Below are 13,774 nucleotides of genomic sequence, written 5' to 3' on the forward strand. Positions count from 1 at the left end.
CTTATCCCGCCGCCGGCAGCGCCGGCTCGGCGCGTGGGGTGCTGGCGGGTCGGCTGGTCAGCCGGCGGTGGGTGAAGGCGGCGTGCAGTTCCTGGCGGGCGGCTTCGGCGGCGTCGTTGCGGACCTGGTCGAGCAAGGCGGGAGTGAGCCGTTCCTGGCCGGTGCGGACCGCGCGGCGGCAGCCGCGGGCGATGAGCGTCATCAGCGAGGCGAAGTGGCCGGTGCTGCGGRCGAACAGGTAGTCCGACAGGTCGTCGGCGACCATCCCCGGATGGCCCTCGGCGAGGATCAGGTTCTTCTCGATCGCCAGGAGCAGCCGCCGCCAGGTGCGCCGGCCCGGCTCGGTCTCGATCTCGAACGGGTCGACGGACAGCGTCGTCCACCGGCGGCCGTTCTGCGCGAGCTCCTCCTCGGACGGGCCGAGTCCCTCGGCGAGCAGGCCGCGGCGGATGATCCCGACACCGACGTAGAGGAACGTGACCGGGAAGGTGTTCGCCAAATATTTGAAATGGTTCGCCACATCGCGGCCGTCGGCGCGCCGCGGGTCRAGGAAGTGGACGTCATCGATCACGATCAGCCGGGTGTCGCAGGCCAGGACCGCATCGGCGGCCTTGTGGCCGAGGTGCTCGGCGTTGCCGCGTTCCGAGCCGGGCAGGTGGAAGAACCGGCAGAGCATCGTGTTGAACGTGCGTTTCGTCGTCGACGAGGTCAGGCAGACGTGCGCGACCGGGACCCGCTCATGGCCGCCGGTGGTCGTCGGCCCGTAGCGGGCCAGCTGGCGCTGGTGGAAGCCGCGGGCGAACGTCTGCGCGACCGTGGACTTCCCCAGCCCGGGGAACGCGTCGATGACCGCGGCGCCTTTGACCTTGTCGCCGTCCTGCCGGTTGGCCTCGACGATGTCATCGAGGTCGTCGTGGACAGCCCGCATCTGCGGGGTGCGGATCGGGCCGAGGTTGGCGTGCCAGACCGTGCGCTGCTCGTCGTAGTCCGCCCGCGCCGTCGCCGACAGCGCCGCCAGGCCGGCGCGGTCCAACGCTTCGGGGCGTGGCCGGTCCGGGGCGGTCACGAACGTCGTCCATCCCTGTTTCGTCGACAGGCTGTAGGCGCGTTCGCCGCCGTCCGGCGGTGCGGTCACACGATCTCCATCGCGTCGGCGTAGAAGTCGTCTTCGCCAGGGAACGGGGCGCCAAGCTCGTCGTCGCGGTCGTCATCGCCCGCCGTCTCCTCGGCCGAACGGTCCTGGTCGGGCGAGGCGACCGCCGGGGCGGGTTCGTCCGGGACGGCCGTGTCGCCGACGAGACGCAGCCGCCGTTCGGACAGGCGCACCGCCATGCGCCGCTCGGCCCGGTTCCCGRCCAGGCCCGCGTCCCAGCGTTCCAGCAGCCGGGCCAGCGCCCGGCGGGTGTCGGGGAACCGGTCGGTCGCGGTGGCGAGCTGGCGAGCGTAGGCGAGCGCGTCGGCGCTGAACGGCCCGCCCAGGGCGTCGGCGTGTTCCCAGCGCAGCACATGCCAGCGCTGGTCGGCCGGGTCCTGGAAGTAGACCCGGCTGACGTCCTCGGCATAGACCCGGATCGGCCACTTGCCCGTGTGAACGCCGGTGTGCGGGCTGGTCCGGTTGCGGTAGGGCGACAGAGCTGGCCCGTCGTAGCGCAGCCCGCCGATCTCCACCCCGTAGTGCTGGATCGTGCGCCATTCGACCGCCAGGAAGTCGAAGACCAGGTCCGCCCGCGCGGGCACCTGGAGATGACCGGCGCGCGCCACCCCGTGGGCGAACATCTCCAGCGGCGACACTGCTAGCCCCGGCACCTCGGGGACCACGAGCCCGCCGTGGGCCTGGCGGTGGTAGCAGTCCGCGACCCACTGGCGGATGAGTTCTTCGAGCTCGTCGAGGAAGTAGAACGCCTGCTCCTCGACGTCGGCGCCCCGGTGGTGGACGTCCGGGCCCTTGTAGCCGGGTAGCGCGACGAGTAGCTGCTCGCGCAGCGTGCGGAAGAACCGCTCGACCGCGGCCTTGTCGGTGGCCTGCGCGACCCGCGCCGRCTGCACCGAGATCCCCAGCCGCTGGCAGACCGACAGCAGATGCTCCGACAGATAGATCCGGCCATGATCGACCACCAGGGTCTCCGCCGCCACCGACGGCAACAGCGGGACGCCGCCGGCGTCGACGAGCCGCTCGACATCGACCACCACCCGCCCAGGAACACCGTGATAGGGCGGGCGGACATCCACCCAGCCCGCCGCCGGCTCCGGCAACGGACGGACCGACTCGAACAGCACCGCCGCGGCGTCGACCGCCTTCGTCGACACCGGGGTCAGCCGCAGCCCGGTGATGCACCGGTCGTAGCGGTCCATCGCGRCCGTCAGCTCCGCCTGCACCCAGCGCAGCGTCACCCGCTCCATCGCGAACACGTCCAACCTGGTCGTGTCCACCAGCAGGTACTCACCCGGCCGGTGCGCCCGCAGCTTCCCGTAAGGCGCCACCGGGCGACCGGCGATCTCCCGCCGGCCCTTGGCTCCACCGAACGCGCTGGTGCCGCGGCTCAGCTCCCGCAGCAGGGCCCGCGCCCGGGTCCGACCCGGCAGGCGCACCACCCCCGGGCCGTGCTCCTGCTCAAGCCGAGCCTCGATCGCCGCGAGAACCAAGTCCTGAGTCGGCGTGCTCGCGTGGCTGAACTCGGCGAGCACGCCCCGCGCCGTATCCACCCAGCGGCCATCCACCACGCTCAGCGCTGTCTGTCGCCGCCGCCACCGCTCGTCGACCAGCCCCGCCGGAACCCCGTGCGGACCTCCTGCACGTGCCCGACCCGATCGGCCAGCGCCTCACGGCCAGCCGCGTTCAAGCCCGCCAGATCCGCGCCCACGCCCGCCACCGCGTCGACCGGGACGTCGGTGAGCAGCCGGGTGCTGGGATGCGCCAGCAGATGAGCCAGCCCGACCTGCCGGACCCCGCCACCGACGTCGGTGAGCAGCACCGAGCCCGCCGTCAGCTCGGTCACCGTCCACCACCGGCCGTCGTGCGCCAGCCGGCTACCGACCGCCACGTCCACCCGCGCCTGCGCCATCACAGCGCCGTCTCCAGCGTGCTGTCGTCGCCCAGCCGACGGTGCAGGTCCGTCGACAGCCTTCGCTGCCACAGCAGCGTCAGCGCTGCGGCCTTGACCTGCCCCGCCGGGCTTTCCCGCGTCGCGCGACCGACAAGCGAACCGATCGTGTCACCGGGCCGGAACGCCGCGACGACGGCATCCGTCAACCCGTCGGGCAGCAGACCCGGCCTGCGATAGCCGGCCAGAAACCGCAGGTTCGCGAGATAGACCGCCTCGGTGCCGCTCCAGATCTCATACGCCCAGCCGTGCGACCGCGCCACGACGCCCGGCCACCGCAGCGCCTCGGCGACCACCGGGTCCTCCAGCCGAGACACCGGCTTCACGTTCACCAGCCGCGCCGCCCCATCCGCATGCACCAGCAGGAGGTCCGGCACGTGCCGGCGGACCCGGCCACCGACCGTCGCCCGCAGCAGGAACGGTTGCGCCKCGATCCCGACCACCTGCGTGTCGAAGTCCGCGACCGGCAGCCGCGCCAACTCCAACCGGCTCTCGTAGACGACATGACCGCCCGTCGTCGCAGACCAGTACCAACCCGGAAAATGCGGCTGCCCTCGCACGCTTCGGACCGTCCGCCACGGCACAGCCGCCATCACCTGCGCTGCCGTAACGTTCCGTATCGGGCGTTCGACCTCACCCTCCGCCGTGCGCAACAACACGACCGGCTCAGGCAGGTCCTCCCCGTCCGCGCAGGCCGAACCCGAAGCCCGCTTCTGCGCGACCAGTTCACCGTCGATGTCCGAAAGGTAGGGCGCCAGGAGGCCGGAACCGCCGCAATGCATCGCAGGGCACACCTCGGACCACACCCGCGGCCCCAGAGAACACGGCAATCAGCGAGTTCCTACAGATCGAAATGACGATTATCCGAGGCTGGCACCCCGCGAACCATTCAGCCGGAGAGCCGACGATCTCGCGCCGACCTTCCGCACCCGCGACGGCGGCAGAATCGCTCCGGACCRGCATCACCCGACGTCTCCCGCAGATTGGCCAACTACCACGGCCAGCGGCCATCTACTGGCCAACCATCACGGTGAGTGGCCATCTGTCCGCGATCCCTACAGATCCCTAGACCGTCATACGCGTACCCGACCACCCCAACGGACCCCCATCGGCGTACCCGCTAATTGGGTACGTCTGAGGCGGCGCATCGGTGCAGCTCAGCGAGCATCTGGCACGTACCCGGGTAGGCCAAGAGTAGGCCAAGAGTAGGCCAAGAGTCATGCCATTACTGGCATCCTATCTAATCATGGTCACGAGCGGGAGTGGTCGGCAGAATGCACGCGCTTGGCAGAATCGGATAGTGCGGTTAGCGTTTATTTGCCGAATTCCCCCGCCTGTTCTGTGAGGTGCCGTGGTCGATCCGTCCCGCCTCCGCMGACTCGCACGACGGGCCAGCGCAGACCGGGGACGGGCCGCCGCAGACCGGCCCGGCGGACACGGGCGGAAACGGCCCCACGGCGGTGCCCGACGCCGGCGGACCGACGTCCCGCGCCACGAGACCGGCGTAACTGGCTGAACGCCTGAGGGAGGCCAGCCCGTACCCGGCTGGCGACCGGGGGCACGCCCTCCGACGTCAACAGAAAGCTGACGGATGCGGGTGTCGGCTACCGCTAGTCCCGGCACCCGCACGACCGGCCGGCGGAAAGGCGCCGGGCCGATCACCCGTCGGCCCTTTCTATCGAACTATTCCACCCGGCTGGCGACCCCAGTCCCGTTGGCCCTGGTCCCGTTGTAGCTGGTCCCGGCCCTGACGACCATGGTCCCGGCGCCACTGGTCCTGGCTACCGCCGCTCTGGCGGCTGTCGTCGTGGCGTCGCTCGTCCTCGCGGCCCTGGTCCTGCCGCCCGATGCCCCGACCGCCCTTGTTCCAGCCGTTCCAGTCGTTCCGCTTCCAGCCGTCCGTGGCGTGCCAATGGTTGACACTCCGCACGGGAACGCGGTCGTCGGCCCAGGCGCTTGAAGCCGCCGGTCCCACCGTCACACAGACTGCCGACACGGCGGACAGGGAGGCGACCACCGCTTTCCTCTTCAGGGATCTTGTCATGATTCTCCCGTCATCAAAAATATCGATCGACTACTTGCGATGGGAAGACTAGCCGTACGCACCGGCGCCTGGCTGGATTGCGCCCGGCGTGTTCGCGCCAGAGATGGCCGGAAGCATTTGGCGGCAGATCACATGTGATTCTCGTGTGTTTTTCATGAAGCCTTTCTGTGATTCTTAGAAAACCCTGAAGACGGGAGCCAAAATTCGATGGACAAAGTACATCAACGCCACATCCCGCGGATCGTTGTCGAGACCCGGATTAGTCTGGCGAACGGCGACGGTTACGAAGTACCTCCGCCGACGATCGTTGTCACGATCGGCGGAAGCAGCCCGGCGCCGACCGACGCCGACGCTTGGCCGACCGGCGGGGGGTGCCGGCAGCGCCGGCCGCGATGGCCCGCATGGGCATGAACGCGGTGGTCAGCGTCTATGGCGACCTCAGTCGGAAACCATGATCCGAATCATGCGGATCGGGCCACACTCCCCGGGAGGCTACCGGGCGCGAGGTCGCGTAGGATTCACCCTGTGTCGAGGACACATGCCACGGCCGAGACGCCGGCCAGCCAGATGATGATGCACATGCCGTCCGGCCTCTTCCGCGCGTCTTGACAGACTGACCGATGAGGCCCTGACGGAGCCTCGTCGGTGAGGCTGCTACCGGGGCGGAAGGACTCACACCAGATGGGCCGCTACTTCGTGACGACGGCGATTCCGTACGTCAACGGCAAGCCGCACGTAGGTCACGCTCTCGAACTGATCGAGACCGATGCGTACGCACGTCATCTTCGTCAGCGCGGCCACGAGGTCCGGTTCCAGACCGGCACCGACGACAACGCCCTGAAGAACGTCCAGGCGGCCGAGGCCGAGGGGATTACACCCGCCGAGTACGTCGAGCGGGTCGCCACCGGGTTCGTGGGCCTTCGCGGTCCGTTGGGCCTCTCGTTCGACGATTTCATCAAGACGAGCACGGACCCCCGTCATCGGCCGGGAGTCGAGAAGCTGTGGTCGGCCTGCGCCGACCGCGGGGACTTCTACCGCAAGACCTACGCCGGTCTGTATTGCGTGGGATGCGAGCTGTTCTACCAGCCCGACGAGCTGGTGGACGGCCGCTGTCCGGAACACGGGACCGTTCCCGACCTGGTGGAGGAGAGCAACTGGTTCTTCCGGTTGGGCCGCTATCAGGACCAGCTCCACGCGCTCATCTCCACCGACCGGCTGCGCATCGAGCCCGCCGCCCGCAAGCGGGAGGTGCTGTCCTTCATCGAGGCCGGTCTGGAGGACTTCAGCGCGTCGCGGAGCATGAGCCGGGCCCGCGGCTGGGGTATTCCGGTCCCCGGCGACCCCGAGCAGGTCATCTACGTGTGGTTCGACGCGCTCGGGAACTACATCACCGCCCCCGGGTACGGCAACGACGACGACAGCTTCCAGTACTGGTGGAACGACGCCGACAGGCGAGTGCACGTCATCGGCAAGGGCATCATCCGCTTTCACGCCGTCTACTGGCCKGCGATGCTGCTCTCGRCCGGGGTGCGCCTGCCCGACACCATCTTCGTGCACGAGTATCTCACCGCCGACAGCATGAAGATCAGCAAGTCGGCTGGCAACGCCGAGGATCCCGCCGACATCGTCGCCGCCTTCAACACCGACGCGCTGCGGTGGTGGATGCTGCGCGACGTCGCCCGAGCCGGCGACACCGACTACACGACCGAAYGGCTCGTGACCCGCGCGAACGAAGACCTCGCCAACAACATCGGCAACCTGGTCAACCGGACCGTGTCGATGGTGAAGCGGTACCGGGACGGGCTCATTCCCCCACTCGCCCTCGACAATCCCGCGGCCGCCAAGCTGCGGGCAGTGCGCGACGAGACCCCCCGGACGATCGACGACGCCTTCGCCGCCTTCGACTTCCGCCGGGCGGCCGAGGTCATCACGAGGATCGGCGACGAGGGTAACCGCTACGTGGAGGCTGCCCGGCCCTGGGAGCTCGCGAAGGCGGAGCGCAAGGAGGGAGCGTCGCGCGACGCCCTCGACGCAGTCCTCGCCGAACTGGTCGCCACGTGCCGGGAGCTGGCGGAGCACCTCGCGCCCTTCCTGCCTGACTCGGCACCGCGCATCGCCGCGCAGTGCGGCGACGGCGGGTCGCGGGTCGCGGGTCCCAGCCCGGTGTTCCCGCGCCTGGAGGCCCCGCCGGCCGAACCGGCCACGACCTGACCGACGCCGTGGAACCGCTCCGGCCGGACCCGCTCAGGCCGGACCCGCTCAGGCCGGCCGCAGTGCGGTGAAACGCCGCAGCCGCAGACTGTTCGTGACGACGAAGACGGAGCTGAACGCCATCGCCGCCCCCGCGATCATTGGGTTGAGCAGACCGGTCGCGGCAAGCGGTAGCCCGGCCACGTTGTAGGCGAACGCCCAGAACAGATTGCCCTTGATCGTGCGCAGGGTGGCGCGCGACAGTCGGATAGCATCCGCCACCAGGCGGGGATCCGCGTTGACAAGCGTCAGATCCGACGCCTCGATCGCCGCGTCGGTGCCGCCGCCCATCGCCAGGCCCAGATCGGCCTGGGCGAGCGCGGCGGCGTCGTTCACCCCGTCGCCCACCATGGCCACGACCCGGCCCTGCGCCTGCAAGCGACGGACCGCCGCGACCTTCTCCTCGGGCAGGACCTCGGCGATGACATCCTCGTCCGCGATGCCGACCTCGGCGGCGACGGACCGGGCGACCGCCTCGGCGTCCCCGGTCAGCAGGACCGGGTGCAGCCCGAGCCGACGCAGATCGGCGACGGCCGCGGCCGCGGTGGGCTTCACCGTGTCGGCGACACTGATCAGTCCACGGGGACGGCCGTCCCAGCCGACCACGACGGCGGTATGCCCGGCGGCCCGTTCCCGGTCCAGCTCGGCGGCGAGCGCGTCCGGGAGTTCCACGAACACCTGGGGCCGCCCGACGAGCACCGCATGCCCCTCGACGGTGCCGCGCACGCCGAGGCCCGCGGTGTTCGCGAAGTCCGCGACCGGCGGCAGCACACCGACGGCCACCGCGTGCTCCCCAGCCGCACCAGCGGCCACCGCGTGCTCCCTGGCCGCGTCGGCGATCGCCCGGGCGATGGGGTGCTCGCTCGCGTCCTCCACCGCCGCGGCGAGCCGGAGCACCTCGGCGGCGTCYTCGCCGGGAGCCGGCAGCACCGCGACAACCTGCATCCGCCCGCTGGTCACCGTGCCGGTCTTGTCGAGTAGGACGGTCTGGACCCGCCGCGTCGACTCCAGCACCTCCGGGCCGCGGATAAGGATGCCCACCTGCGCACCGCGTCCCGTCCCGACCAGCAGCGCCGTCGGCGTGGCCAGGCCCAGCGCGCAGGGGCAGGCGATGATCAACACGGCGACGGCCGCGGTGAAGGCGTCGGTCGCCGGCTGCCCGAGAGCCAGCCAGACCCCGAGGGTGACGAGTGCGAAAATGATCACCACCGGAACGAACACCGCCGAGACCCGGTCGGCGAGGCGCTGGACGCGGGCCTTGCCACTCTGGGCCTCCGTCACGAGCCGGGCGATGCGCGCCAGCTGCGTGTCGGCACCGACCCGGGTGGCCCGGACCACGAGCCGCCCGCCGACGTTCACCGTCGCCCCGACAACCGCGTCACCCGGGCCGGCCTCGACGGGCACCGACTCGCCGGTGACCATGCTCGCGTCCACCGCCGACAGCCCATCAAGCACGACGCCGTCGGTGGCGATCTTCTCGCCCGGACGGACGACGAACTCGTCCCCGATCCGCAGCGCCTCGACCGGGATCCGCTCCTCGACCCGCCGCGGGCCAGTCCCCCGCGCGCCGTCCGCCGGCCGGACGCGCAGCACGGTGACGTCCTTCGCCCCGAGGTGGAGCAGCGCCCGCAGGGCCGCGCCGGAACGCCGGCGGGCACGTGACTCCAGGAATCGGCCGGCGAGCAGGAACACCGTCACCCCGGCGGCGACCTCCAGGTAGAGGGCCGTGCCCGCGCCGCCGTGGGCACTCCCGCCGGTGCCGTGACCACTCCCCGAGTGGACGATCTCGCCGGCCGAGGCTTCCGGGCCCGGGAATCCGCCGGTGAACGAGAACGAGTGCCGCATCCTCGGCTCGCCCGCTCCGCCCAGGAACAGGGCGTACAGCGACCAGACGAAGGCGGYCAGCGTTCCGAGGGAGACCAGGGTGTCCATCGTCGCGACACCGTGCCGGGCGCCCCGGGCCGCGGCCCGATGGAACGGCCAGCCTCCCCAGAGCACGACCGGCGTCGCCAGGGCCAGCGAGACCCACTGCCAGTAGTCGAACTGCCAGGCGGGCACCATGGCCAGTACGATCACCGGCATGGCGAGCGCCGCCGAGACCGCCAGCCGGACGCGCAGCGCCCGCAGCGCCGCGCCGGGTGCGTCGTCCTGCGTGCCGCCGCCGTCCTGCGCGCCGCCGTCCTTGGCATCCGCCGCACCCGCCACCTGCTCGGCCGCGGTGCCGGCTACGACCTCGGTGTCAGCCTCGGCATCGGCTGCCGTCTCGGCCCCGGTGTAGGCCGCCGTCTCGGCCCTGGTGTCAGCCGCGCGTCCGGCGGCCGGGGCCGCGGAGTAGCCCGCGGCCTGGACCACGCGGATCAGATCGTCGAGACGGACCGCGGGGGCCTCCGTGTCCGTGAGGGTCACGGTGGCCTTCTCGGTGGCGTAGTTCACCGAAGCGGTGACGCCGTCCAGCTTGTTGAGTTTGCGTTCCACCCGCGCGRCACACGACGAGCAGGTCATCCCGCCGATCGCGAGCTCGATCCGCGCGGGGTGACCCCTTCCGACGTCGAGAGTGGTCATCAGCTCTCCCCTTACGGCGGATTCCTGACGGCGGACCGGAAGGTACCGCCGGTCACGGGCGGTGGGAGCGGACACACCCGCCGACCACCGGCACCGTTGGCACCACCGAAGCGCTACGCCCGCCCGACAAGCTCGTATCCGGCCTCCGCAACGGCCTCCCGGACGGCGCCGTCCTCGACGACGCCATCGCTGACGAGGGTGACCCGACCCTCGGCCAGGTCCACGGCGACGTCCGACACGGTCGGCAGCCGCGCGAGCTCCTCGGTCACGGATCGGACGCAGTGCTGGCAGGTCATCCCGGCCACCGTGTAGGTGGTCGTGTAGGCGGTTGTCGTCATGGCCGTTCCCGTCTCCTCGTCTCCTCTTGTAAGCCGCCCCGGCCCCAATGGATCTGCCCGACCCACCGGCCCACCGGCGCCCGTCCCACCTCCCGAACATACCCTCCCCCCGTATGGTGTACCGGTACCCGGTGGGGGTATCTTCCGAACCAATGGTCGATCATCACGGGGGAGATCCCACCCACGCCGACACAGGAAGGCCGCGACGCACAGCCCCACCTTGGCCAACCCGCCGGCCTACTTCGGGCAACATGCCGAACACTTTCCGCACATGTCGAGCTTCCGGCACCATCGTGGAGAGCAGGCGCACGGGACTGTGACCGGATGGGCGGCCAGCTGGGCGACGGGAGCGCATCACATCAGCGCATCGCAATACGGCCGGATGGTCCAGAGTCCATCAGATCCTGCGCGGACGGACGACCGGCACATCAGCCGGGCACCCACGACCCGGCACGTCGGGGCGCCGCCTCGCGGTGGTCACCCACCGGTCCGGCGCGGCCCGCTCCCGGCGCGGCCCGCTCCCGGCGCGGCCCGCTCCCGGCGCGGCCCGCTCCGTTGAGCGCGGCCTCCCGCCCGGATACCTGTCCAGAAAGCTGCCGGCGGACAGGAATCGTCACCGAGGGGGACAGTCAGCGGGCGGCGGCCAAGCGGCGGGCAACCTCGGTGGCCCAGTAGGTCAGGATGATGTCCGCCCCGGCCCGGGAGATCGCGGTCAGCGTCTCGTCGATCGCCCGGTCCCGGTCGATCCACCCGGCCGCCGCGGCGGCCTCCACCATCGCGTACTCGCCCGACACCTGGTAGGCCGCCACCGGTACGTCCACCGTGTCGGCCACCGCCCGCAGCACGTCCAGGTAGGCCAGCGCCGGTTTCACCATCACCGCGTCCGCGCCCTCGGCGAGGTCGAGCGCGACCTCGCGCCGGRCCTCCTCGGCCGAGCGAGCCGGATCCTGCTGGTAACCGGTCCGGTCCCCGAACTGCGGGGCGCACTCGGCGGCCTCGCGAAACGGCCCGTAGAACGCCGAAGCATACTTAGCCGAGTAGGCGATGATCGGCAGGTCGACGAAGCCCTCCGCGTCCAGCGCGGCCCGGATCGCGCCGACCTGGCCGTCCATCATCCCGCTCGGCGCGACGACCTCGGCACCCGCACGGGCCTGCGCCACGGCGATCGCGCCGTAGCGCGCCAGGGTGGCGTCGTTGTCGACCTCCCCGGAGTCGGTGAGCAGACCGCAGTGCCCGTGGTCGGTGTACTCGTCCAGGCACAGGTCCGTCATCAGGACGACGTCGCCACCGACCTCGGAGGCAAGATCGGCGAGCGCGAGCTGGACGATGCCGTCCGGGTCGTCGGCGGCCGAGCCCCGGGCGTCCTTCTCCGCGGGCACACCAAACAGGATGAGCCCGCCCACGCCGGCCTCGGCGGCCTCGACGGCCGCCCCCCGCAGCGAGGAGCGGGTGTGCTGGACGACACCAGGCATCGAGGCCAGTGGAACGGGATCGGCCACGCCCTCCTTGACGAACATCGGCAGCACCAGGTCGGACGGGTGCAACCGCACGTTCGAGACCAGCCGGCGCAGCGCGGACGAGCGGCGCAGCCGGCGGGGACGTGCCGTCGGATAGCCGGCCCCGGCCCCGGCCCCGTTCCCCCGGGCCTGCGCCCTCACCGCCGCGAGCCTCGCCGTGGCTTCGGCAACCGCGCAGCGAGCGGCCCGATCTTCCCGAGCTCCTCCCGGTGTTCGGCAGCGAACTCCGCCAGCGCCCCGACAAGGGCGGGGATGGACGCCTCCGGAGCCTGCACGTCGACGCGCAGCCCGAGCTCCTGGGCAGTGGCGGCCGTCGCCGGACCGATCACGGCGATCACCGTCGTCTCGTGGGGCTTGCCGGCGATGCCGACCAGGTTGCGCACGGTCGAGGATGAGGTGAAGACGACCGCGTCGACCCGGCCGCCCTTCAGCGCCTCCCGGATGGATGCGGGCGGCGGAGCGGCACGCACGGTGCGGTAGGCCGTCACGTCATCGACCTGCCAGCCGCGTTCCTTCAGGCCGGCGACCAGGGTCTCGGTGGCGATGTCGGCACGCGGCAGCAGCACCCGGTCGAGCAGGTCGAGGGTGTCGTCGAAGTCCGGCCAGTCCGCCAGCAGCCCCTCGCTGGACTGCTGCCCGGACGGGACGAGATCGGGCCGGATACCGAAGGTACGCAGCGCGTCGGCCGTCGCCTCGCCGATCGCCGCAACCTTGACCCCCGCGAACGCGCGGGCGTCGAGGCTGCGTTCCTCGACCTTCTCCTGCACCGCCTTGACCGCGTTGACCGAGGTGAAGGCCACCCACTGGTAGCGCCCAGAGACCAGACCGGTGATCGCGCGCTCCATCGGGGCGGCGGTCCGCGGGGGCTCGACGGCGATCGTCGGCACCTCCAGCGGGCTTGCGCCGTGCGAACGCAGCAGGTCGGACAGGATCGCCGCCTGTTCCTTGGTCCGCGGGACCAGCACCGTCCAACCGAACAGCGCCCGGGTCTCCCACCAGGAGAGCTTGCCGCGGGTCGCGACCACCGGGCCGATGGACAGCACGACCTGGGTGATCGGGGTGGGGGCCGCGGTCAACAGCGGTGCCGTGTCCGCCTCGACCCRGTCGAGCGTCGAGGTGACGGTGCGCTGGTCGGTGGTGGTGCCGTCCACGGTCACCGCGATCGGGGTGTCACCGGGCCGCCCGTGCTCGACGAGCGCCGCCGCGACCTTGCCGACCTCCGTCGGTGCCGCCGTGACCACGAGGGTGCCCGGGGTCTGGGCGAGGGCACCCCAGTCCAGGTCACCGGGGGAGGAGATCGGCGCACCGAACCCGCCGAAGCCGCCCGCGGCACCGAGGCCCAGCGGCGAGCCGAACCCGCCGGTTCCCAGGCCACCGCCGAGCCCGCCCCCGAGACCGGCGATCGGCCGTCCGCCCAGCCGCGAGGCCCCGAACGGAGGACCGGTGAGCGGACCCACCGGCTCGCTCCCGCCGAACGGCGAGGACGCCGGCACGGTGCCCGACGACGAGAAGACCCCGGAGGTACTGGCGAAGGTGACCGGCGCGCCCGGGGCGACCCCGGCGTAGGTCGCGACCGCGGCGCCGGTGAGGATGCCGGGCACCACCCGATAGGGGATCTTGGCCTTCGCGAGCGCCTGGGCGTCCGCGGCGCCGATGCGGGTCAGCCACGGATCGGAGGCGTAGAGCCGGACCACCTTGTCACCGGCACGGGCCCTGCTCACCACCGCGGCGGTCGCCGCCTCCGCGTCACGGACCGGCTTCGGCGCCTCGAGGTCGCCGATGCGCAGCACTTCGGCGGTGAGGTTCTCCACCACCGCCGGCGCCACCTCGGGATCGGCAACCACCAGGTCGGCGGCGGCCAGGGTCTCGACCGCGAGGACGGTGAGCAGTCCGGGGTCACGCGGTCCGGCACCCACCAGGGCGACCGGGGAGACGGGCTTCTTCGTTCGTCGGGTGGCCATG

10 protein-coding genes are annotated in these 13,774 nt (G+C 71.5%); 1 reads left to right on the forward strand and 9 read right to left on the reverse strand.

The window, feature by feature from the left end; all coding sequences use genetic code 11:
• Window position 1: 1 nt before the first annotated feature.
• From CcI156_RS00910 to CcI156_RS00920, 4 genes are read right to left on the reverse strand one after another with little or no spacing between them, the layout of a single operon-like run.
• On the reverse strand, window positions 2-1,135 hold the full coding sequence (locus CcI156_RS00910; RefSeq protein WP_076803990.1) for an ATP-binding protein: 1,134 nt from the start codon (window positions 1,133-1,135) through the stop codon (window positions 2-4).
• Window positions 1,132-2,703, reverse strand: a complete 1,572-nt coding sequence (locus tag CcI156_RS00915) for a Mu transposase C-terminal domain-containing protein (RefSeq protein ID WP_083718233.1) — start codon at window positions 2,701-2,703, stop codon at window positions 1,132-1,134. Before CcI156_RS00915 ends, CcI156_RS00910 begins: the two co-directional genes overlap by 4 nt.
• Window positions 2,704-2,723: 20 nt before the next feature.
• A complete protein-coding gene (locus CcI156_RS23790) occupies window positions 2,724-3,062 on the reverse strand; it encodes a hypothetical protein (protein ID WP_011434956.1) in 339 nt (112 codons plus the stop codon).
• On the reverse strand, window positions 3,062-3,883 hold the full coding sequence (locus CcI156_RS00920) for a TnsA-like heteromeric transposase endonuclease subunit (RefSeq protein ID WP_076803991.1): 822 nt from the start codon (window positions 3,881-3,883) through the stop codon (window positions 3,062-3,064). Before CcI156_RS00920 ends, CcI156_RS23790 begins: the two co-directional genes overlap by 1 nt.
• Window positions 3,884-5,826: 1,943 nt before the next feature.
• Between CcI156_RS00920 and CcI156_RS00930 the strand changes: the two genes are divergently transcribed.
• Entirely contained in the window at window positions 5,827-7,356 is a 1,530-nt protein-coding gene (locus CcI156_RS00930) for a methionine--tRNA ligase (RefSeq protein ID WP_076803992.1), read from the forward strand.
• A 48-nt stretch (window positions 7,357-7,404) separates the two neighbouring features.
• On the opposite strand, the gene CcI156_RS00935 is transcribed toward CcI156_RS00930, so the two are convergent.
• The 5 genes from CcI156_RS00935 to CcI156_RS00950 form a co-directional block, all read right to left on the reverse strand.
• Window positions 7,405-9,957, reverse strand: coding sequence for a cation-translocating P-type ATPase (locus CcI156_RS00935; RefSeq protein ID WP_076803993.1), 2,553 nt, complete (start codon window positions 9,955-9,957; stop codon window positions 7,405-7,407).
• Window positions 9,958-10,070: 113 nt separating this feature from the next.
• On the reverse strand, window positions 10,071-10,295 hold the full coding sequence (locus CcI156_RS00940) for a heavy-metal-associated domain-containing protein (RefSeq protein WP_011434951.1): 225 nt from the start codon (window positions 10,293-10,295) through the stop codon (window positions 10,071-10,073).
• A gap of 428 nt (window positions 10,296-10,723) precedes the next feature.
• Window positions 10,724-10,912 (reverse strand): hypothetical protein, encoded by a 189-nt coding sequence (locus CcI156_RS24375; protein ID WP_139168573.1) that lies wholly within the window; start codon window positions 10,910-10,912, stop codon window positions 10,724-10,726.
• A 12-nt stretch (window positions 10,913-10,924) separates the two neighbouring features.
• Window positions 10,925-11,953, reverse strand: coding sequence for a porphobilinogen synthase (hemB, locus tag CcI156_RS00945; RefSeq protein ID WP_076803994.1), 1,029 nt, complete (start codon window positions 11,951-11,953; stop codon window positions 10,925-10,927).
• Complete coding sequence (locus tag CcI156_RS00950) at window positions 11,950-13,773, reverse strand: uroporphyrinogen-III synthase (protein WP_076803995.1); 1,824 nt, start codon at window positions 13,771-13,773, stop codon at window positions 11,950-11,952. The genes hemB and CcI156_RS00950 overlap by 4 nt, the downstream gene beginning before the upstream one ends.
• Window position 13,774 lies beyond the last annotated feature (1 nt).

The sequence above is a fragment of the Frankia sp. CcI156 genome (assembly GCF_001983015.1).
GTDB lineage: Bacteria > Actinomycetota > Actinomycetes > Frankiales > Frankiaceae > Frankia > Frankia casuarinae.

Coding starts and splice junctions, on each gene's coding strand:
- CcI156_RS23790 (WP_011434956.1), bottom strand. CDS start 3,062: ATGGCGCAGGCGCGGGTGGACGTGGCGGTCGGTAGCCGGCTGGCGCAC.
- CcI156_RS00940 (WP_011434951.1), bottom strand. CDS start 10,295: ATGACGACAACCGCCTACACGACCACCTACACGGTGGCCGGGATGACC.